The sequence below is a fragment of the Nonomuraea sp. NPDC049141 genome (assembly GCF_040648415.1).
GTDB lineage: Bacteria > Actinomycetota > Actinomycetes > Streptosporangiales > Streptosporangiaceae > Nonomuraea.
The window spans coordinates 195,519-216,104 of the sequence record NZ_JBEZDR010000002.1; the positions used below are offsets into that span (position 1 = coordinate 195,519).

The window sequence follows — 20,586 nt, forward strand, 5'->3', positions numbered from 1 at the left end:
GTTTCCATCCGTGGACCTCTCCGCGATCTCCCGGCGGCATGACGCGCCATCCCCAATGGCGCGATCACCCCGTTCGCACTCTCCACCCTGCAACAAAGGAGGACCGTTTCCGCGGGTATGGAAATACATCCTGCCCGGAGATCAGCTTCATGGCCATCCTTAATTCAGCCGCCTTCGTGAAGGCGACAGGTAGGCGAAAGGATGACGACAGCGCCCATGTTTAGCGTGATGACCGCAGGGGTCAGAAATTTCACGCATACAAGGGGGAGAAAGATGCGCAAAAGAATTCTCGGGATGGCTGTGGTGTCGGCATTCGTCCTCGCCGGCGCGGTTATGTCCACCCCGAGCGCGTCCGCCGGTACGGCGGTGGCCGCGGCCGATCCCATCAACTGCGGCGGCTGGTGGCACTTCACCGGCAACGACCCGAAGTCCGCCCGCATGGTCCGCTGGGGCGGCCCCAACGGGCGGCCGCAGTTCAACCTCATGTACGGCAAGATCCAGGGCATCCAGCACGGCTGGGCGCAGCTCTCCGGCGCCAAACAGGGCGACTGGGTCACCCTCGACGTGACCAGCGACGGGGGCCGTACCTGGGGCTACTGCGGTCCGTTCGAGGCGCGATGGGACGGGGACATCGTGATCACGCCCGCCGCCCGCACCTCAAGCGATCCGAATCTGCAGTTCCGCGCCTGCGGGGCGCCGAGGGGCGTGCCAGGCAGCCGCGCCATCTGCACCGCGCCCTGGTGATGTGACGCCCGGCATCAGGAACCGCATTGTCCCCAGACGCCTGAGGTGCTGCCCTCGGCCGTGCCGCCGGAGAAGCGGACGCAGCGGGCGTCCGTGGACATGACGAAGTTGCGGAACAGATAGGTCGCCCGGCCGGGCAGTCGCTTGGTTCTGGTCACCTTGCCGCCCGCGAGAGTCTGCAGCTCCAGCCAGACGTCGGTGTTCTCCCCCACGGACTTCGCCTTCAGCAGGACGGCGCAGTACGCGCGAGCGCTGTCGCTGTGCAGCAGGTGAACCGAGCCGCCGGCGTAGGTGGCGGAGCTCAGCAGGCTGTACCCGGTGGACCCGTTGGAGTTGGAGTTGCACGCGTCCACCGGGTTGTACGGATTCACCTTCTCCGACGGTGTGGGGGTCGGAGTAGGCGTCGGCTTCTTGGTGGTGGGCGTCGGCGTCGGAGTGGCGGTGCGTTTCTTGACGGGACGGGTGGTCGGGAGCGGCTGCGTCTGCACGGGCACGCGTACGGTCACAGTCGGCTGGGCCAGCGGCGTCGGCTTGCGCGCCTTCCGCTTCTTCGAAGGGGTGGGCGTGGGAGTCGGGCTCGGGGTCGGGGATGCCTTCTTAGGCGAGCAGGGCGTCCTCGCCCTGACCGACCTGGGCCCGAAAGAACTCCGCGCCCACTTCCTCGACCTGCTGTCCTAGCGATCTTGACCGGGCCGGTCAGATTTGGGCCTTCTCGCGGAGAGACATCCTATCTATGCTCACACATACTCGTTAGTTAACTTTCCTAATGAACGAGTAGGAGCACCCCCCGATGCACCGATCCCCACGGCTCGTCGCACTGGCCGCGATCGTCGTCGCCCTCTTACCCGCCGTTCCCGCCCAGGCCGCCCCCACCAGGTTCGAGGCCGAGAGCGCCACGATCTCCCAAGGTGTGGTCGAGTCCAACCACGCCGGATACAGCGGCACCGGATTCGTCAACTACGACAATCTGACCGGCAGCTACGTCGAGACCACGATCAACGCCGCGAGCGCGGGCACCGCCTCGATCACGCTGCGCTTCGCCAACGGCACCACCGTCAACCGCCCGATGGCCATCGCGGTCAACGGAACGACCGTGAACCGCGACTTCCCGGGCACCGGCGCGTGGACCACCTGGCAGGACGTCACGATCACCGCGCCGGTCAACGCGGGCGCCAACACGGTCCGGGCCACGGCGACGACCGCCAACGGCGGGCCCAATCTCGACTACATCGAGGCCGACGTCGCCGCGCCGTCGAACGACTACCAGGCCGAGAGCGCCACGATCTCGCAGGGCGTGGTCGAGTCGAACCACGCCGGGTTCACCGGTACGGGCTTCGTCAACCTCGACAACGTCGTCGGCTCGTACGTGGAGTTCACCGTGAACGCGGCCACGGCGGGCAACGCCACGCTGGCCTTCCGCTTCGCCAACGGCACCACCGTGAACCGCCCGATGGCCATCGCGGTCAACGGCACGACCGTGAACCGCGACTTCCCGGGCACCGGAGCCTGGACGACCTGGCAGGAGGTCACGGTCCCGGCGGCGCTGACCGCGGGCGCCAACACCGTCCGCGCCACCTCCACCACGGCGAACGGCGGGCCCAACCTCGACAGGCTGAGCGCCTCAGCCATCGGACCACCTGACACCGAGAAGCCGACCGTGCCGGGCAACCCGCGCGCCACGGGCACCACGTCCGGCTCCATCACCCTGGCCTGGGACGCCGCCACGGACAACAGCGGCACCATCAAGGACTACCGGGTACGCGAGGGCGACACCGTCGTGGCCACCGTGCCGGGAGCCACCGCCCAGATCACCGGCCTGGCGGCGAGCAGCACGCACACCTACACGGTCACCGCCCGCGACCCGTCGGACAACGAGTCGGACCGCAGCGCCACCGTCACGGCCACCACCCAGCCGGCCGGCACCGGCACCCCCGTCGCGGCCAACGGCCAACTGCACGTCTGCGGCGTCAGGCTCTGCAACGAGCACGGCAAGGAGATCCAGCTCCGCGGCATGAGCACGCACGGCCTGCAGTGGTACTACCAGTGCCTCAACACCGCGTCACTCAACGCGCTGGCCGACGACTGGAAGGCCGACGTGCTCCGTATCTCCATGTACATCCAGGAGGACGGCTACGAGACGAACCCCCGGCTGTTCACCGACCGGGTGCACAACCTGATCGAGCAGGCCACCGCCAGAGGCATGTACGCGATCGTCGACTGGCACATGCTCACCCCCGGCGACCCCAACTACAACCTGGCCAGGGCCAAGACGTTCTTCACCGAGATCGCCCAGCGGCACAACGGCAAGAACAACCTGCTGTACGAGATCGCCAACGAGCCCAGCGGCGTCTCCTGGTCCACGATCAGGAGCTACGCCAACCAGCTCATCCCCGTCATCAGGCAGTACGACCCCGACACCCCGATCCTGGTCGGCACCCGCGCCTGGTCCTCCCTCGGCGTCTCCGACGGCGCGAGCGAGACCGAGGTCGTCAACAACCCGGTCAGCGCGACCAACATCATGTACACCTTCCACTTCTACGCGGCCTCCCACGGCACCGAGTACCTCAACACGCTGTCCAGGGCCGCCGACAAGATCCCGATGTTCGTCACCGAGTTCGGCACCCAGACCTCCTCCGGTGACGGCTCGAACAACTTCACCAGGTCGCAGCAGTACCTCGACCTGATGGCCCAGAAGAAGATCAGCTGGACGAACTGGAACTACTCCGACGACGAGCGCTCCGGCGCCGTCTTCACCGAAGGCACCTGCCCGAACGGCCCCTTCACCGGTACCTCCCGCCTCAAGGCGGCCGGCGTCTGGGTCCGCGACAGAGTCCGCACCGCCGACGACTTCTGACCGCGTGTGAAAGGCCTGGTACGGCGAGCCGTACCAGGCCTCATGCGCGACAGCGTCAGGTGCCGGTGACGATGTCCAGCCGCCACGCGCTGAGGATGCCGGCCGTGGCGTGCGAGGGAGCGAGGTCGCTGACCCGCAGGGTCCAGCCGCCTCCCGCGGGCTGGCCCACGAGGGGCGTGATCACGGACGGTGGTTCGGTCTTGTACTCCAGCAGCTTCGAGGTGTCCAGTTCCGCCCGGTGCGACAGGACGACCCGCCGCCCGGTGGGGGAGTGCAGGACGATCCGCAGGTCCTCGGGGTGGGTGTGGTCGAGGTCGATGAGGACCTTCAGGGAGCGCACGGTGCCCTCGGCCTCGACCGTGATCGTGTCGGCGACGCCGTGCGGGTCGCTGTCGGGGATGCGCAGGCTCGGCTTGGAGATCCCGCTGACACTCGCGCCGTTGATCCCCACCGGCCCGGCCTTGAAGCGGATGGCCGCGCCGGGCTCGCCGATCGCCGAGAGGGTCAGCCCCGACTCCGCGCCGCTCCACAGCAGGCTCGCGGGGACCGTGGAGTGCGACAGGGCCGTGCCGTCGACCCCGCTGTACAGGTCGCGGCTGTCGCCCGCGTTGAGGTTGTTCTCCAGGTCGAGGTGGCCGTCGGCCTGGAGCAGCCCGATCTGGAAGTGACGCAGCGGGGTCCCGTCCTGCAGCTCGTTGGAGCCCCGGGTGTCGCAGTGGTACACGGCCAGTCCGCTCGCCGGCAGGTGCAGGTCCAGGCCGAGCTTGGACCGGTTCTCCACCAGGAAGTACTCCTCCGGCTGTGGTGTGGAGTAGCGGAGCACTTTGCCGTAGTCCGCGTGCCTGGCCTCGAACACGCCGCCCGCGTTGAGGTCGACCTTGTCCGGGCACCAGCCGGCCAGCTCACGCAGGTAGGCGTTGATCGCGGCGGGGGTCTTGCCGCCGTTCAGATGGTTGCCGGAGCTCATCAGGCAGTAGCGGCCCAGGCCCGCGCTGGTGAAGTCGTCGCCGTCGCGGCGGCCGTAGTCGTACAGGTCGGGGAAGCGGCAGAGCATGTGGCCGGATTCGTGGCAGAACGTACCGATGGTGAGCTGCTCCGGCCCTTCGCCCATGCTCGTCACCATGTAGAAATGGGTGCGCATGTTGCCGAAGACCTGCTCGTGGACGCTGTTGTGCGGCCACAGGATGCTGTCGCGGATGTACTGGGTCTTACCGGCGTACATGATGATCACCGCGTCGACGACGCTCTGGCCGAGCGAGTCGTAGCGGCTGAGGTCGATGCCCGAGTCCACGGCCGCCTGGAGCGCTTCGGGGACGAGCAGGTCGTGGTTGCGCGGGTCGGCGTACACCGTGATGTCGCGGCTCATCCGGAACGGGCCGACGACGTCGTTGGTGTACTGCAGGAGCCCGTTCGACATGGTCGCGAAGTACTCGTTGACCGAGCACGCGTTGCCGTTCTCGCGGTAGCCGGGCGCGTTGAGCAGCGCGTCCACCTGCGCTTTGGTGACCGTGGTCGCCTGGTCGGGGAAGTCCACGAGGATGGTGAGCCCGCGTACCGTCCCCACGCTGAGCCGGCGGCCCTCCAGCAGCCCGCCCGCCGGTCCCTGCGTCATCGCGATGTCCCGCGCCGCCGCCATGACCGTGCCCCGCTCGCGCAGGTGACGGGGCACCCCGTCGGGCGCGTCGTAGGAGTCGACCCGGACCCCGGTGGACCGGAACCGCCCGTCCTCGACGTTCGCGTAGCAATAGACACCGGCCGAGGTGTCGTAGACGGCCGTGTAGCCGTCGACGGTCTCATAGCGGGCGTAGTGCTCGTCCCCGAAGACGACGAGCCGCACCTCGTCGCCGTCCGCCTGCGCGAAACTCAGGGTCTCTCCGAAAATGGCGCTCATCGGGGCCTCCCGTTCTGAGTCAGATGTCCTTGATGGTGGCCGGGTAAGGGGTCGCTGGCCTGAGTAGCCCCGTACTCAAAGCAGCGCCTACGTCCAGAGTTCGCGGATCTTGCCGATGACCTCGACGATGACCGACACCTCGGCCGCCCTGAGCGAGAGCCGTTTCAGCGCATCGAGGATGCGCGACCTGTCCGGCTCGGGCTCCGCCAGCTCCCGCCGGATGTCGGCCGCGTCCCTGCGTGCCTTCGCTGGCTCGTCCACTGTCGCCTCGTGCTCGCCGAGCAGCCTGTCCAACTGGTCCAGGAGCTGCTCCGTCGCCGGCGAACCGAAGGTGTTCACGGTGGCGCGGGCGTGCGTGCCCATCGCGATGGGGGCGTTGACGTTGCCACCGGTGATGCGGATGTCGGGTTGTGTTCCCATGGGAGGCTCCCTGCTCGTCATGTGCCCGGCCGGAGGCCGTTGACCGTCGCCGACGCGTGCTCCCCGAAGGCCATCGGCACGTTCACCGTGCCGCCGTTGCCGGCTGACACGGTGATGCCGGCCGCCTGCATCCGGTAGGCGCCGGTCTCCACCTTCCGTTCCTCCAGGAAGTCGAGGACCGCCTCGGTGAGCCGCTGCTCGATCATCTTGATGTACTTCGTGACGTCGAGCACCTGGATGTGGGTCTGGAGGCGTTCGCTGGCGCCCAGCTCGCGGACGCTGACGCGGGCGCCGTACGGATAGACGATGTGGTCGCGCGGGTTCGGCGTCATCGCGCTCTGGCGTACGGACTCCACGGCCGTACGGACGACCCGCACGGGAGCGGCCAGCACGTCACGCAGCAGCTGGAGCTTCAGCACCTTGAGCGCTTCCCAGGTGACCCGCCCGCTGGTCATGGTGGGGAGGCTGTCGACCACGTGATAGTGGTCGTGGGCCGGAGGCAGCACGGTGACCACGAACTGCGTGTAGAGCATCCGGCCTTCGACGGCCAGGTAGATGAACGCGGAGGTCAGCGCCTCCTGGTCCTCGGCGGGCGCGACCAGGTTGCCGTCGAGGTCGCGGATCTCCTGGCCGGCGTTGTTGATCGTCACGCGCTGGTAGTAACGGACGCCGCCCTGCGGATGGCGGGCGATCGCCGCGATCTCCTCGGGGGTGGCCTGGAACCGGGGAAGGCCGTTCCTGTCGATCATCGGGTGCGCCCCGGCCGCCCGGTCGCGCTGCCCGTCGGCCACCGTGAAGATCCCGCGCGTCACCACGTGATCTCCGATGTCGAGCCGCTGGATGCCCTCGTTGGGCCGGAGTACGCGGTCACGCATCTCGATGAGGCGCCCGCGGACGAAGGCGTGCAGCTCTACCGGGTCGATGTCGACGGGGTCCGCCCGCCGCGACGGCTTGTGGTTCTCGCGTACGCGGTCGAGCTCGACGGCGATGGACCAGCTGCGCTGGATCCGGCCGGCGCCCATGAACGCGTCCTCGTTCGCGTACATGGTGACGTTGCCCCACTGGGCTCTGCGGATGTAGTCGAGGCGGCGGGCCAGCCTGGGGTGGGTGGTCCCGATGATCGGTTCGGGCGCGCCCGGCTTGAGGCTGCCCACGAGCGTCAGGTAGATCGCGATCCGGTACACGAGCGCGATGCCGAGCGTGACGACCGGAACGAGGAACTGCTGCAGGACGGAGCCGGTGCTCCCGCTTCCGTAGAGGCCGGAGAACGGCAGTCCTGACGCGAACAGGTACGCCGCCGCGGGAATGAGCGCGGTCAGGATCGCCAGAAAGATCAGCGAGAAGACCGAATAGCAGGCCCAGAACCAGATCAGCGCCCGCACGATCAGCGGCCCGCGCCGGATCCCGTCCACGGTGAGAAGGGCGAAGGGGACGAGGGTCCACAACCATCCGAAAGTGCTCAAAGGCGCCATGAAACAGCCGATGATGAAAAATCCGCTAATCAGGGCGTCGCGGACCACGAGCATCATGCGAGAGCGCCGGCAGTGGTAGATCACCGGCATGAGGTTGAATCCCCCATGCGAGGGAGGGATCGCCCGAAACTGGTCAAACAGCAGCTCGGCCAGCACTTTATCGCGGAAACCGCTGTCCAGGTAGGCGGCGGCACAGAGGTAGCGCGTCACATTACTCATGCGAGAAGAATTCATATTCCGGGTTCGCGCATGCAGGGAATCCGCTCCGGGGCTGTCGAGCATCGTGGCCGCCTCCCGTTATTCGTGCGTGGAGGTGAGCCTATAGTGGGCGAATGTCTCTGGAACGCCTCGTTATCAAATAGTCTCTTTCGGAATGCTGGCGAGCGGAGAATAACGCGAATTAAGCATTTGTCATATTTTTTCGGGATTATTCCGGGAGGCGTGCGTTGGTGGATGAAGCGGGGTCCGGCCAGCTGTGTGGGCGATGTGGGGCCGACGCCGGCAATCTCGCCCAGTGCCCGAGATGTGGAGCGGCCCTCGTGGAGCCGCAGGCGCCGGCCCGCGATGACGACTGGGGCTCCCTCGGGCCGCGCCGCCGGACGCCGCTGATCTTCGTCGGCTTAGTCCTGTCGGGTCTCGCTCTGGCCTGGTGGTTCCTCGCCGGTCGCCCATGGCCCTTCACCGATGGAGACGCCCAGGTACGCCAGGACGAAACCCCTGTCCTTGCCGAGGTCGAAGAGATGACGCCGGAGACTGACCCGTCCACCGGCGAGGCCGCCCGGCAGGCCGCGAAGCTCGATGATCTGCTGACCAACAGCCACTCGGCCCGGTCCAGCCTCTCCGAGGCGATCGCCCGCGCGAGCAAGTGCGAGCCGGACGGAAGGGACACCATCCAGAGCATCACCACGAACCGCCGCGACCAACTCACCCTGGCCCGAGCACTCGACGTGACCGCCCTGCCGGGAGGCCCCGCCCTCAAGGAGTCACTCGTCGAAGCACTCGACGCCTCACATGAGGCCGACGCCGCCTTCCTCTCCTGGGCCCGGCGCCACCTGGGCAAGGGCTGCACCGGGACCATCGCCGAGGACCGCGACTACCGGCGCGGCCTGGACAGATCCGAGGCCGCGCAGGCGGCGAAGGCCCGATTCGCCGAGGCGTGGCGCCCCCTCGCGGAGACCTACGACCTGACCCGCTGGAAGGCCGACGACATCTGAGGACGTGACCACGAGTTCGTACCGGGGTCCACGGCGCATGCGGCGGCGAGCAGAATCGCCGCCGCGACGATGTCCATCGGCCGGTGGCCCCGGGCGGTCGCGCAGGCGTCGTCGCTGGTTGTCGGGCCACGCCCGCCCGGCGCGGCGGCCGATCCAGGAGGTGACGGCCGGTTATGGGCCGCCACCTCCATCAGCGTCAGCGCACGCGCGTCCGGATGGCCCGCGTGAGCTCGTCAGCGCACGCGCGTCTGGACGGTTAGCGCACGCGGGCCTGGGTGGCCAGCGTGCCGCCCCCAGTCGCCTGCCACCCGGCCACCACCGTCGGGTGGGCGCTGACAGCGCGGGTCAGCGGGACGGTCACCGTCGTGGTGCCCCGGCCGGAGACGGTGACGACGCGGCTGCCCGCCGTGCCCTGGTCGTCGCGGACGAACAGGTGCGCCTTGCCGGCGGCGTTGGCGCGCAACGTCACCTTCACGGCGTTCTGGCCGCTCGCCGCGGAGGTCACCCGGCCGCTCTCGGACTCCTTCGCCGCGGGACCGCCGGCGAGCGGGAGGTGGACGCGGACCGCCTGCTCCAGCGACTGCGGTGAGTCCAGGCTGGACAGGCCGGTGTCGGGGATCACCGGGTCGGGCGGGGTGGTCGGCCGGCCCGCCGGAGGCTGGTAGCCCGGCAGCGTCGCGACGCCCCACCGGTACGGGTCACCCTGTACGCCACCCCACGTCGACCAGCCGATCCGGGTCTGGCCGGTCTTGTCCTGGGTGTCGGAGTCGTACACCAGGATGTTCAGCCCAAGGTGCGCGGGATCGACCGCGCCCGGCAGGGTCTCCATCGGGATGGCCAGCTCGACGTCGTACCCGCCGGCGGAGACCTTCGACGCCACCCGCATCCCGGTGGCGGAACCCTGGTGGTTGTCGGCGTCACGCAGGGCGCAGGGCGGCCCCTCGGCCGTCACCGGCAGCACCGCGGCCTTGAACGTGGTGGAGGTGTTCTCCGACGTGCCGCGCGGGTCGAGGGTCACCTCCACCGAGTCGGTACGCCAGTGCCGCTTGCAGTCGGCGACGGCCAGCCGGGTGCCGACCACGTCGTCCTTCACGTGGACCACCAGGAACAGCGTGTCGTCGCGCCAGGTGACCTTGGCCGTGCCGGAGCAGTCCGCCGCCGACGAGCACGCGGTGCCCTCCCACAGGCGGGAGATGTCCAGGGCGGGGCCGGAGTACTCGCCGTCGCCCTCCACGCCGTCGATCGCGGGCGCCGCCGCGGCCTGCGGGATGGACGCCGCCGGGACCAGTTCGAGCGCGGGCTTGCTCACGCTGGAGCCGTCCGTGCTCGTGGTGGTGATGGTGTAGGCGTAGTCGCCACCCTGGTTCGAGGTCTTCAGCGAGGGGTCCGCGTTGGTGACGGTGAACGGCACCGTCGTCGAGGCCCCGGCCGCCAGGCCGCTGTAGGGCGCTTCGGCGCGGTCAGCGGTGAAGCCGGCGGGCAGGTCCAGGCGTACGGTGCCGGACTGGGTGGCGCCGCTCACGTTGGTGACCACGACGCCCACCGGCCGGGAGCCGCCGGACGGGAGGGTGAGCACCGGCGTGACCAGGCCGCGAAGCTGCGGCGCGCCGAGTTCGGCGGTCCACTTCTCGTACTGGGCGACCTGGGGGAGCAGTTGCTGCCCACCGCGTACGGCGGGGCTGATCTCGACCTGCCGGTCGGTGTAGCCGCGTCCGTGTTCGGTGGTCAGCGTGGCCGCGAGGCGGGCCCGGTCACCCGTGCCCTGGGGCGGGGTCACCGTGAACGTCGCGGATCCCGTACGCCCCGCGGCGATCCTGCCGAGGTCGCCGGAGCCGCTGACCCGCCAGCCCTCGGGGGCCTTCAGCGTCACGGCCGAGCGGCCCAGCGGTTCGCGCGACGGGGCGGTCGCGGCGACCTTGACGGTGAACGCCGTGCCCGGGCGGACGTCGAACGTGCTGGGGCGCAGGCCGAGCAGGGTGCCGAGTGGGACGGTTCCGGCCGGGCGGGTCAGCGCGCCGTCGAGGATCGCCGTGGGCGCGGCCGCCGCCGCGGTGCCCGGCTCGGGGAAGGGCACCCGCGAGTCCACCTGGGTGAAGAAGTCGCAGCCCAGCTGGGCGGGGTCGGACGGCACGTCGGGGAAGACGGCCCAGCCCTGGGAGGCGTACGAGCGCTGGGCCTCGCGCTCGATGGCGGCCCAGGTCTTGCCCTGGCTCTGGGAGGCGCGTCCGCTCCACACGCCGTACACGTTCTGGGCCGGGTTCGTGGGGCGGAACGTCGCGGCGCAGGCGGGGCCGACCTGGGAGGTGCCGCGGCCGCCGCCGAGGAACAGGCGGGCGGGCGCGAAGGGCCGCAGCCCCTCGCGGGTGATCTGCTCGGGGAAGGCCTTCGGGTCGGCCGCCGCGTAGAACGCCTCGACGGCCAGCCGCGCGGCCTGCTGGTGGTTCCCGTGGTTGCCGGGGGAGGGGGCCGGGTCCATGGTGAGCAGGACCTCGGGGCGGGTCTGGCGGACGATTCGCACGACCTTCTCCAGGGTGTCGTCCCCCCAGATCTGGTCGGTCAGCGGGGCGCTGACCGTGTAGTAGAAGTCGACGTCGTCGAGGTTGAACACCTCCCGCACCCCGGCCTTGCCGACCGCGGTACGCTCCTCGGCCTCCCGCAGCAGGCCGAGCGCCGGGCCTTCCTCCGGTCCGACGGCGTTGCCGCCGCCCTCGCCCCGGGTGACGGTGACGACGCCGGTGCGGATGTCGTGGTCCTCGTTCCACTGGCCGAGCGTGGACAGGCTGAACGCCTCGTCGTCGGGATGGGCGCCGACGAACAGCGCGTCGAGGTCGACGGGGGGAGCGGGGGCCTGCTCGGCCAGTGCCGGGGTGACCGGCGAAAGGGCGAGCACGGCCGCGGCGACCAGCGCCACTATCTTCAAGGGAACCTCCGGGGGGTTATTCGCGGACCGCTCCCTGGAGCAGCCCGCGGACGAAGTGACGCTGGAGGAACAGGTAGAAGATCACCACCGGGGTCGCGACGATGACCGATCCGGCGGCGAGCAGGGTGAAGCCGGAGGTGTACTGGCCCTGGAAGAAGGCCAGACCCAGCGGCGCGGTACGCAGCGACTCGCTCGTCACCATGATCAGCGGGATGAGGAACTCGTTCCACGTCCACATGAAGACCAGGACGGTCAGGGTCACCACGGCGGGCCGGGCCGGGGGCACCAGCACCTGCCACAGGATGCGCCAGGTCGAGGCGCCGTCGATGCGGGCGGCCTCGACGATGGCCCGGCTGCCGGCCCGGAAGTAGGCCCGCATCCAGAACGTGCCGAACGCCACCGACAGCGCGACCTGCGGCAGCGCGACCGACCAGAACGTGTCGATCAGGCCGAGCGAGCGCAGGTCGAAGTAGAGCGGCACCGCGATGGCCTCACTCGGCATCATGATCCCGAGCATGAACAGGTAGAACAGCACCGACTGGCCGCGGAAGCGCATGGTGCCGAACGCGTACCCGCTCATGATCGACAGCACCACGCTGACCACCACGACGAACGCCGACACCGCCAGGCTGGTACGCAGGTAGGTCCCGAAATGCCCGATCTCCCACGCCGCCGCGAAGTTGCCCACGTGCAGCCCCGCCACGCTGAGCCCCTGCCCGGTGGCGTCGGCGCTGTCGTCGGGGCCGAGCGCGGCGAACAGGATCGACAGGATGGGGAAGAGCGCGAACGCGGCGAACGCCGACAGGATGACGTAGTTGGCCAGCCGCTCCCCACGCGAGATCACGAGGCCCCCCTGTCCGCGAAGCGGTTGATCACGAACGAGATCGCGAAGATGATCACCGTCAGGGTTACCCCGATCGCCGCCGCCGAACCGATCTGGCTGAGCCCGAAGGCCCGGTGGTAGACCTCGTACGACGGCACCGACGTGGAGTTTCCCGGACCGCCGCGCGTGGTGATGTACACCAGGTCGAACGTCCGCAGCGCGGCGATGACGGTCAGCGTCAGCGCGACCGCGATCTCCCCGCGCACCGACGGCAGCGTGACCGCGAAGAACTCCTTGACCGCGCCCGCCCCGTCGAGCCGCGCCGCCTCGTACAGCTCCAGCGGGATGCGGCTCATCCCGGCCAGCAGCAGCACGGTCACCAGCCCGGTCTCGAACCAGGTGCCGACCACGCCGACGGCCGGCAGCGCGAACGTGTAGTCGCCCAGCCAGCCCCTGGTCAGCGAGTCGAGGCCGAGCGCGTCGAGCAGGCCGTTGAGCGTGCCGTCCGGGGCGTACACGCGGCGCCAGGCGACGGCCACCACCACCATGGCGACCACCTGCGGCAGGAACACCACCGTGCGGAAGAACCCGAGCCCGCGCACCTTGGCGTGGTTGAGTATCGCGGCCAGCATCAGCCCGATGGCCAGCGGCGCCAGCGCGTAGAACCCGACCAGGACCAGGGCGTGGACGAAGGCGTCACGCAGCCCCTCGTCCGCGACGATCGCCGCGTAGTTGGACAGCCCCGCCCACCGGCCGACGGACAGCCCGTCCCAGTCGTACAGCGACAACTGGACGGCGCGGCCGATCGGATAGAGCAGGAACGCCGCGTAGACGACGAACGCCGGCAGTAAGTAGAGGTAGGCGACCCGTCTGGGCTCCCCGGGAGGTCGGGCCACGCTCACCCGTTCGTCTCCGAGAAGGTCTTGTAGTCCTTCTCCAGCGTGGCCAGGAACTCCTGCGGAGTCGCCTTCTTGGCCAGCAGGTCCTGCAGCGCCGCGCCCAGCGTGTCGGCGAAGGTCGGGGTCGCGTAGTCGAGGTAGGGCACCAGGCCGTCGTTCTTGGTCGCGGTGCCGAACGCCTTGAAGACGTCCTGCTGCGCGCCCGCCTTGACGCTCTGCTGGTCGGTGTCGGCGACCGGCAGGTTGCCGGTGGCGGTGAGCACCTTCATGGCGTCGGCGTTGGTGATGAAGTCGATGTACGCGGCCGCCGCGTCGGGGTTGGGGCTCTTGGCGGTGATGGCGAACGGCAGGCCCGTGCCACCGGTCGCGACGGGCGGCGCGTCGGCCGTGACGCCGGGCGGCAGCATGAAGCCCAGGTTCTTGCCCAGGACCTTCTCCATGTCGGCCATCAGCCAGGTGCCGGCGATCATGAAGACGCCCGTGCCCTTGCTGAACGCCTGCCACGCCGGGTCATAGCCCTGGCCGTTGAAGCCCTTGTTGAAGTAGCCCTTGTCGACCCAGTCGACGAGTTGCTGGGCGGCCTTGGTGTTCTCGGGCGTGTTCCAGGAGGCGCCCTTGCGGCCGAAGGCCAGCGTGCTGATCTGCGCGGCGGGGACGTCGCGGCCCTGCACGGTGCCGAACACGTGGATGGCCGGCCACTTGTCGAGGTTGCCGAGCTGCATCGGCACCTCGCCGGCGTCCTTGGCCTTGGCCAGCGCGGCCTGGAACTCCTCCCAGGTCTTCGGCGGCTGCAGGCCGAGGCCGGTCAGCTTGGCGGCGTTGTAGTAGATGCCGACGACCTCGCCGACCTGAGGCAGGCCGTACAGGTTGCCCTCGCCGAACAGCTTGCCGTCGGCGCTGTAGCTGGAGTAGCGCAGGACCGAGTCCGGATAGCGCTTCTTCCAGCCGTACGCCTCGGCGTAGGCGTTCAGCGGGCGCAGCTGGCCGGCCTTCACGAACGCGCCCATCGAGGACCGGCCGTTGTTGGCCTCCACCACGTCCGGCGGTTCGTTGCCGCTCAGCGCCAGGCGCAGGGTGGTGTTGAGGTCGTCGAAGGAGCGGGAGACCCGCTTGAGCTTGATGTTGGGGTACTTCGCCTCGAACGCGGCGTTGAGCTGCTTCATCTGGGCGGCCTGCCCGCCGCGTACCTCCTGGTCCCAGATCGTGAGGGTCACGTTGCCGAGGGCCGCGGCGTCGGTGCGCACCGCGCTGGGCGCCGCCGACGAGGCCGTCGTCGGCGGAGCCGAGGAGCCGGGCGCGCACGCCGTCGCGGCGAGGGCCACGACGGTGGCGGCGAGTACGGCACGTCCGCGAGGTGTCGAGGCGATCATGGTGTTACTCCTTCTGAGCAGGCACGCGAGGCGTGTCCGGGTCCTCGGGCTCGTCGGGTGCCGCGCCTTCAGGCTTGGCCGGTGGCTTACCCGGTGCCTGCGGAGCCATCCCGACGTCGGCGTGCCGGGCGATGGTGGCGGCCGCCCGGCGTACCGCGCCCACCGGGTCGGTGGGCACCAGCTTGTCGAGGAAGGCGTAGCGGCGGGCCAGCGAGTCGCCGTAGGCGCCGCTGTGGCCGGCCGCCGCCCGCACCTCGTGCCACCAGTCGGCGATGTCCCCCCAGCCGGGTGCCGCCAGCGAGCCGCCGAACTGCTGGACGGCCAGCGCCGAGCAGACCCCGGCGAACGCCAGCCGGTCGTTCAGCGGCCAGCCGCACAGGGTGCCGAGCACGAGTCCCGCGCCGAAGACGTCCCCCGCGCCGGTCGGGTCCAGCGCCGTCACCCGCGGAGCCGGGACGAACGCTTCCTCACCCGTCAGGGAGTCGATGGCCATGGCGCCGTTGGCCCCGTCGGTGACCACGGCGAGCGGAACCCGGTCGGCGATCGCGTACAGCGCGTCGCGGGGGCTGTCGGTGCCGGTGTAGGCCATGGCCTCGACCGCGTTGGGCATGAACGCATGGCAGACCGAGAGCTGCTCCAGCATGTCGGGCGACCAGGCGCCGGACGGATCCCAGCCCACGTCGGCGAAGATGAGGGCGCCGTCGAGCTGCGCCTTCTCGGCCCAGTTGCACTTGCCGGGCATGCCGAGCGGCTCCTCGGCGGACAGCGTCACGATCACCGCTTTGGACCGGGGCGGGGAGCCGATCATGTCCGACGCCGACATGGGCGCGGAGTGGCCGTGGGTCACCATGCTGCGGTCGCGGTCGACCGCCATGGAGACCGTCACCGGCGAGTGCCAGTTCTCGAAGCGCCGCGACCTGGACAGGTCAACGGATTCCTGCTCCGCGAGCGTACGCCAGCAGAAGTCGGCGTAGTCGTCGTCCCCGAACGCGGCGGCCAGCGAGGTGCGCAGGCCCAGCCGGCTGGTCGCGATGGCCAGGTTGGCGATGCCGCCCGGGCACGAGCCCATGCCGTCGGCCCAGATCTCCGTGCCGGCGGCGGGCATCGCGGGCAGCCCGGTGAACACGATGTCGAGGAAGACCGTGCCCGCTAAGAAGACGTCGAACTGTGGCCCCTCCGGGGTTCGCTGATCGGCTAGAGGGTCATAAGCCTGGCTAGACACGGAAAGTCCTCCTCGACAGAGCGAGATGTGCGCAATCTTGCATGTTTGGCTTGCTCACTTCAAGTGTTTCACGCGGGCTTTTGGCCAATGATGCTCACTCATGCGCGGATATGACTGATACGATGCCCCCGTGCTTCAGCGCCTCAGGCATGCCGAGATCATGCGCCGGGTCCGCCTCTCAGGCGCTACCAGCGTTAGCGATCTGGCCAGCCAGCTCGGCGTGAGCCCGTCGACCATCCGCCGCGACCTTGAGGTGCTCGACCGCGACGGCACGCTGAGGCGCGTGCGCGGCGGCGCTCTCGCCGAGGTCGACGCCGACACCAACCGGCCCTTCGCCGAGGTGGCGGGGGTCGACGAGCAGGACAAGGAGGCCGTGGCTGGCCGCGCCGCGCAGATCGTCCGCGACGGCGACGTGGTCCTGCTCGACATCGGGACGACGACGATGCGCCTGGCCCGCCGCCTCCGTGGCCGCCGCATCACCGTGGTCACCTCCAGCCTCGCCGTCCTCGACGTGCTCCGCGCCGACCCGGCGGTCGAGCTGCTGCTGCTCGGCGGCATGGTCCGCCGGACGTACCACTCGCTGGTCGGGGTGCTGACCGAGGAGGCGCTGCGCCAGGTGTGCGCCGACCGCGTGTTCCTGGGCGTGAGCGGCGTCCGGCCGGACGGCCAGCTCGTCGACACCACGCTCGCCGAGGTGCCGCTGAAGCGGGCCATGATCGCGGCGGCGGGTCAGGTGGTGTTACTCGCCGACCGGCAGAAGTTCCCCGGCACCGGCGCGCTGCGGGTGTGCGGTCCCGAGGACATCGACGTGGTCGTCACGAACGAGGGCGCCGACGCGGCGACGCTGCGCAACTGCGCCGCCGCGGGTGCCGAGGTGCAGGTCGTGTGAATCGTGTGAAGGGGTGGCGATGAGACTGACCGTCCTCGGCGGCGGCGGCTTCCGGGTCCCGCTGGTCTACGGCGCGTTGCTGCGCGACACCGCGAAGCCGCGCGTGGAGGAGGTGGTGCTGTACGACGTGTCGGCGGACCGGCTGGCCGCCATCCAGCACGTGCTCCAGCAGCTCGCCGCCGGGCACGACGACCCGCCCAGGGTGCTGACCACCACCGACCTGGACACCGCGCTGCGCGACGCCACCTTCGTCTTCTCGGCGATCCGCGTCGGCGGACTGGCGGGCCGCACCGCCGATGAGCGGGTCGCGCTGGAGCTGGGCCTGCTCGGTCAGGAGACGACCGGGCCAGGCGGCATCGCCTATGGGCTGCGTACGATCCCGGTCGCCGTCCGGGTGGCCGAGCGGGTGGCCGCGGTCGCGCCCCAGGCGTGGGTGATCAACTTCACCAACCCGGCCGGCATGATCACCGAGGCCATGCGGAGCGTGCTCGGCGATCGCGTGGTCGGCATCTGCGACTCGCCGATCGGGCTGATCCGCCGCGCCGCCGCCGCCCTCGGCCTCGACCCGGCGCGCGTGTCGCCCGACTACGTGGGACTGAACCATCTCGGCTGGCTGCACGGGCTCTCCCACCAGGGCCGCGATGTGCTGCCTGACCTGCTCGCCGACGACGTGGCGCTGCGGCAGGTCGAGGAGGCCCGGATCTTCGGCGGCGACTGGGTGCGGACTCTGGGGGCGCTGCCCAACGAGTATCTGTACTACTACTACTTCACCCGCGAGTCCGTCGCCGCCGTCTCCGGGCCGACCCGTGGTGAGTCCCTGCTCGGGCAGCAGGACCGGTTCTACGCGGCCGTACGCGAGCGGCCCGAGCACGCCCTCGCCGAGTGGGGCAGGGCACGCAGCGAGCGCGACGCGTCGTACATGGCCGACACCCGCGAGATCACCGACGCCGGCGAGCGCGACGCCGCCGACCTGGAGGCGGGCGGCTACGAAGGCATCGCGCTCGCGCTCATGGCCGCCATCGCCCGCGGTGAGCCGTCCACCATGATCCTCAATGTCCGCAACGGCAGCGCGGTGCCCGGCCTGCCCGCGGAGGCGGTCGTCGAGATCCCCTGCGCGGTGGACGGCTCCGGGATCCGGCCGCTGGCCACCCGCCCGCTCCCCGGCCGGTTCCTCGGTCTCGTGCAGCAGGTGAAGGCGGTCGAGCAGACGGCCATCGAGGCCGCCATGTCGGGCTCGTCCCGCCTGGCCGTCGAGGCGTTCGCCCTGCACCCGCTGGTCGACTCCGTCGGCACGGCACGCAAGCTGCTCGACGGCTACCGGGCCCGCATCCCGGAGCTGGCCACCGTCTTTCACGCGTAGCACTCTCGCCTAGGACACTCTTCTCAGCGCGCGGAGCGTGGGCAGGTGCGCGGTCAGGACGCGGGCATAGGCGGTGAGCAGATGGGGCAGCTCATCCGCCTGCCGCCACAGGGAGTCGACCAGCGCGGTCTCCTCCGCCGACCGAGTGCTGTCCCATTGATCGGACAGATCCCACGCGCGTTCCTTGGCCGCTATGGCGGCCTCCACGGCGCTGGAGGCGTAGCGGACGTTGTCCACCATGGGCGGGGCGGCGCCGGCCGCGGTCAGGGCCTGGACGAGGTCGGCGGTCTCCGGCAGGAGCGGCATCCGGTGCCACCGCCACATCTGGCCCCACAGGCGCTGCCGCCGCGCCTCCGGAGTCCCGTCCTCGACGAGCAGCGGGTTTCCCTCCGGGTCGCGCCGCAGGGTCAGCCCGAGCTCGGCCGCGAACGCCTTGCCACCCATCGCGATCCCTTCCGGGGTCCAGCACTGGTCCATGCTGACGGCGAGCTCGGCGAGTTGACGTTCGCCCTCGGGCACCGGGGGCAGGCAGACGAGCTCGTCCGGCTCCATGCACGAGCTCGGATCGCCGGCCGCCGCGCGTCCCCTGGTCAGCGGGACCTCGGTGAGCAGGGCCAGCACCGCGCAGACCGCGAGGTCGACCCACCAGGCGATGAACTTCTGGGCCGCATCCTCATACTCGTCGGCCAGGCTCTCGGCGAGGAGCACCCGCTGGACGGTGAGCGAGGCCTGCGGATCGAGTCTCAGCCCCCCGATCGGCCGGCCGGACGCGGGGTCCTGTTCGGCGGCGGTGGAAAGGTCGCGATAGTGCCGCGCTGCCGCCGCGTGGTCGGTCGCGGCCTGCTCGGCGGCGTCGGCCACGCTCTGAAGGAGCTGATCGATGGAGTCGTCGCTCAACGGCTGCCGGGCGGGGAAGGAGGGGGACACGTGACCTCCTGGCAACTGGCTGTTGCGGGAAGATTACTCTCGCGTACCGCGGCTCTGGGCGGAAAGGCGCTAGCTCGACATGCCGTGCACGGTGAGCGCCCAGGCCAGCAGGCCGAAGGCGGTCGTGGAGGCGAGGACCCGGACGCGGTTCCAGCGCACCCATCGCGCCTCGTCGAACTCCGCCCGGACCGCGGCGAGGTCGGCGATGCCGTCCGGATCCCCGGCCGCCTTGAGCGCGTCGTTCCGCGGCACGTTGATCGCCATTGTGATGACGAACGTGACGATGTAGAGAACGAGCGCGACCGCGATCCACGGCAGCTCGGGCCGGCCGACATGGGTGACCGCGGCGAGGATGCTGAATATCAGCGCCCCCAGAAAGCCGCCGCCCATGAACCACGGGTTGATGATGGCCCGGTCCATGGACTGGAACGCGCCGACGAAGGTGCGGTCGTCGGTTTTGCCGAGGCCCGGCATGACGGTGTGCGCGTAGAGGGCGAAGGCGCCGGCCACCAGCCCCATCGTCATGGTGGCGGCCATCAGGGAGACGATGCGTAACGCGTCCATGGGTGTGCTCCTGAGAGGTGAGGGGAGCGTGGCTTGTCGACGATAGCAAGCGGCCCTGTCGTGAGCCTTTCGCACTGCTGTCCGAATACGGCTACCAAGCCAGTCGTCTCCCTCGTAGGGTTGGCGCCATGACGATCGACCCGCAACGACAGATCCGCCAGGCGGAGATCTTCACCGGTCTGCACCGGTCCGGCGACCCGCTGCTGCTGGCCAACGCCTGGGACGCCGCCTCGGCGGTCACTGTCGTCCACGCCGGCGCCAAGGCCGTGGCCACCACCAGCGCCGGCGTCGCCTGGTCCCTGGGCGTGCCCGACGCCGCCGACCTGGGGGTGGACCGAGCCGCGGCGGCCATCGAACGCATCGCGGCGGCGGTCGGCGTACCGGTCTCGGCCGACATCGAAGCCGGATACGGACCTGAGCCCGAAGCCGTGGCCGCCACGATCACGGCCGTCGTCCAGGCCGGCGCCGTCGGGGTCAACCTTGAAGATCGCCGCGGCTCCGGCCTGTTCGAGCCCGCCGAACAGGCCGACCGGCTGGCCGCGGCCCGCGCCGCCGCCGACCGGCTGGCCGTACCCGTGTGGATCAACGCGCGGACGGACGTGTTCCTGACCGCTGACGGTCCGGACAAGAAGCTGGAGGCAGTACAGGAGCGAGCCGTCGCCTACGCGGCGGCCGGTGCGGACAGCCTGTTCGTGCCCGGCCTGATCGACCTGGAGGCGATCGCCGAGCTGGCGGCCGGGCCGCTGCCGATCGCGGTGATGGTGTGGGCCGGCGCCCCGACGGTGGCCGAGCTGGCCGCGGCCGGCGCGGTCCGCATCAGCCTCGGCTCCGCGATCGCCCAGACCGCGTACGCCGTCGCCGCCCGCGCCACGACGGAGCTCCTGGAACACGGCACGTACGACTCGACCGCCGACGGCATCCCGTACGGCACCATGAACGACCTCCTCGGGACGCCCGCCGGATAAAGACCGGTTAAACAAATCCGCTTAACGCACTTTTAACGGCTCTCTCGCACTA

General features: G+C 70.1%; 18 protein-coding genes and 1 pseudogene. 8 read left to right on the top strand and 11 right to left on the bottom strand.

Going from position 1 to position 20,586, the window contains the following annotated elements; genetic code table 11:
* Positions 1 to 273: 273 nt before the first annotated feature.
* Positions 274 to 744, top strand: a complete 471-nt coding sequence (locus tag AB0B91_RS05745) for a hypothetical protein (RefSeq protein WP_358316196.1) — start codon at positions 274 to 276, stop codon at positions 742 to 744.
* Positions 745 to 758: 14 nt separating this feature from the next.
* Here the strand turns inward: AB0B91_RS05745 and AB0B91_RS05750 are convergent, their stop codons facing one another.
* Positions 759 to 1,115, bottom strand: a complete 357-nt coding sequence (locus AB0B91_RS05750) for a hypothetical protein (protein ID WP_358316199.1) — start codon at positions 1,113 to 1,115, stop codon at positions 759 to 761.
* 70 nt (positions 1,116 to 1,185) lie between these two features.
* Here AB0B91_RS05750 and AB0B91_RS05755 point away from each other — a divergent pair, with 70 nt between their 5' ends.
* From AB0B91_RS05755 to AB0B91_RS05765, 3 genes and pseudogenes are all read left to right on the top strand, one after another.
* Positions 1,186 to 1,422: a hypothetical protein gene (locus tag AB0B91_RS05755; protein WP_358316202.1), complete on the top strand. Its 237-nt coding sequence runs from the start codon at positions 1,186 to 1,188 to the stop codon at positions 1,420 to 1,422.
* Between the two features lie 112 nt (positions 1,423 to 1,534).
* Positions 1,535 to 2,335 (top strand): annotated as a pseudogene (locus AB0B91_RS05760) (carbohydrate-binding protein); the annotation flags it as partial.
* A gap of 66 nt (positions 2,336 to 2,401) precedes the next feature.
* The gene (locus AB0B91_RS05765; protein ID WP_358317499.1) at positions 2,402 to 3,598 is read left to right on the top strand and encodes a cellulase family glycosylhydrolase; all 1,197 of its coding nucleotides are present in this window, start codon (positions 2,402 to 2,404) and stop codon (positions 3,596 to 3,598) included.
* Between the two features lie 55 nt (positions 3,599 to 3,653).
* On the opposite strand, the gene AB0B91_RS05770 is transcribed toward AB0B91_RS05765, so the two are convergent.
* The 3 genes from AB0B91_RS05770 to AB0B91_RS05780 all read right to left on the bottom strand — a co-directional run bounded on the left by AB0B91_RS05770 (position 3,654) and on the right by AB0B91_RS05780 (position 7,600).
* The gene (locus AB0B91_RS05770; protein WP_358316205.1) at positions 3,654 to 5,489 is read right to left on the bottom strand and encodes a M6 family metalloprotease domain-containing protein; all 1,836 of its coding nucleotides are present in this window, start codon (positions 5,487 to 5,489) and stop codon (positions 3,654 to 3,656) included.
* An 87-nt stretch (positions 5,490 to 5,576) separates the two neighbouring features.
* Positions 5,577 to 5,909 (bottom strand): hypothetical protein, encoded by a 333-nt coding sequence (locus AB0B91_RS05775; protein ID WP_358316208.1) that lies wholly within the window; start codon positions 5,907 to 5,909, stop codon positions 5,577 to 5,579.
* Positions 5,910 to 5,926: 17 nt separating this feature from the next.
* Positions 5,927 to 7,600: a hypothetical protein gene (locus AB0B91_RS05780; protein ID WP_358316211.1), complete on the bottom strand. Its 1,674-nt coding sequence runs from the start codon at positions 7,598 to 7,600 to the stop codon at positions 5,927 to 5,929.
* Between the two features lie 320 nt (positions 7,601 to 7,920).
* Between AB0B91_RS05780 and AB0B91_RS05785 the strand changes: the two genes are divergently transcribed.
* Entirely contained in the window at positions 7,921 to 8,595 is a 675-nt protein-coding gene (locus tag AB0B91_RS05785) for a hypothetical protein (protein WP_358316214.1), read from the top strand.
* A 256-nt stretch (positions 8,596 to 8,851) separates the two neighbouring features.
* Here AB0B91_RS05785 and AB0B91_RS05790 read toward each other — a convergent pair whose 3' ends face one another.
* From AB0B91_RS05790 to AB0B91_RS05810, 5 genes are read right to left on the bottom strand one after another with little or no spacing between them, the layout of a single operon-like run.
* On the bottom strand, positions 8,852 to 11,506 hold the full coding sequence (locus tag AB0B91_RS05790) for a sugar-binding protein (protein WP_358317501.1): 2,655 nt from the start codon (positions 11,504 to 11,506) through the stop codon (positions 8,852 to 8,854).
* Positions 11,507 to 11,531: 25 nt separating this feature from the next.
* Positions 11,532 to 12,359 carry a carbohydrate ABC transporter permease gene (locus AB0B91_RS05795; RefSeq protein ID WP_358316217.1) on the bottom strand — a complete coding sequence of 276 codons (828 nt, stop codon included), beginning with the start codon at positions 12,357 to 12,359 and terminating at the stop codon, positions 11,532 to 11,534.
* Complete coding sequence (locus AB0B91_RS05800) at positions 12,356 to 13,234, bottom strand: sugar ABC transporter permease (protein ID WP_358316220.1); 879 nt, start codon at positions 13,232 to 13,234, stop codon at positions 12,356 to 12,358. The genes AB0B91_RS05795 and AB0B91_RS05800 overlap by 4 nt, the downstream gene beginning before the upstream one ends.
* Positions 13,235 to 13,236: 2 nt before the next feature.
* Entirely contained in the window at positions 13,237 to 14,607 is a 1,371-nt protein-coding gene (locus tag AB0B91_RS05805) for an extracellular solute-binding protein (protein ID WP_358316223.1), read from the bottom strand.
* A 4-nt stretch (positions 14,608 to 14,611) separates the two neighbouring features.
* A complete protein-coding gene (locus AB0B91_RS05810) occupies positions 14,612 to 15,829 on the bottom strand; it encodes a PfkB family carbohydrate kinase (protein ID WP_358316226.1) in 1,218 nt (405 codons plus the stop codon).
* Positions 15,830 to 15,959: 130 nt separating this feature from the next.
* Here AB0B91_RS05810 and AB0B91_RS05815 point away from each other — a divergent pair, with 130 nt between their 5' ends.
* Together AB0B91_RS05815 and AB0B91_RS05820 are read left to right on the top strand one after the other, a co-directional pair.
* The gene (locus AB0B91_RS05815; protein ID WP_358316229.1) at positions 15,960 to 16,718 is read left to right on the top strand and encodes a DeoR/GlpR family DNA-binding transcription regulator; all 759 of its coding nucleotides are present in this window, start codon (positions 15,960 to 15,962) and stop codon (positions 16,716 to 16,718) included.
* A 19-nt stretch (positions 16,719 to 16,737) separates the two neighbouring features.
* A complete protein-coding gene (locus AB0B91_RS05820; protein ID WP_358316231.1) occupies positions 16,738 to 18,078 on the top strand; it encodes a 6-phospho-beta-glucosidase in 1,341 nt (446 codons plus the stop codon).
* 9 nt (positions 18,079 to 18,087) lie between these two features.
* On the opposite strand, the gene AB0B91_RS05825 is transcribed toward AB0B91_RS05820, so the two are convergent.
* The gene (locus tag AB0B91_RS05825; protein WP_358316234.1) at positions 18,088 to 19,005 is read right to left on the bottom strand and encodes a hypothetical protein; all 918 of its coding nucleotides are present in this window, start codon (positions 19,003 to 19,005) and stop codon (positions 18,088 to 18,090) included.
* Between the two features lie 69 nt (positions 19,006 to 19,074).
* Complete coding sequence (locus AB0B91_RS05830; RefSeq protein WP_358316237.1) at positions 19,075 to 19,569, bottom strand: DUF1772 domain-containing protein; 495 nt, start codon at positions 19,567 to 19,569, stop codon at positions 19,075 to 19,077.
* Positions 19,570 to 19,697: 128 nt separating this feature from the next.
* Here AB0B91_RS05830 and AB0B91_RS05835 point away from each other — a divergent pair, with 128 nt between their 5' ends.
* Positions 19,698 to 20,534, top strand: a complete 837-nt coding sequence (locus AB0B91_RS05835; protein ID WP_358316240.1) for an isocitrate lyase/phosphoenolpyruvate mutase family protein — start codon at positions 19,698 to 19,700, stop codon at positions 20,532 to 20,534.
* Positions 20,535 to 20,586: the final 52 nt, after the last annotated feature.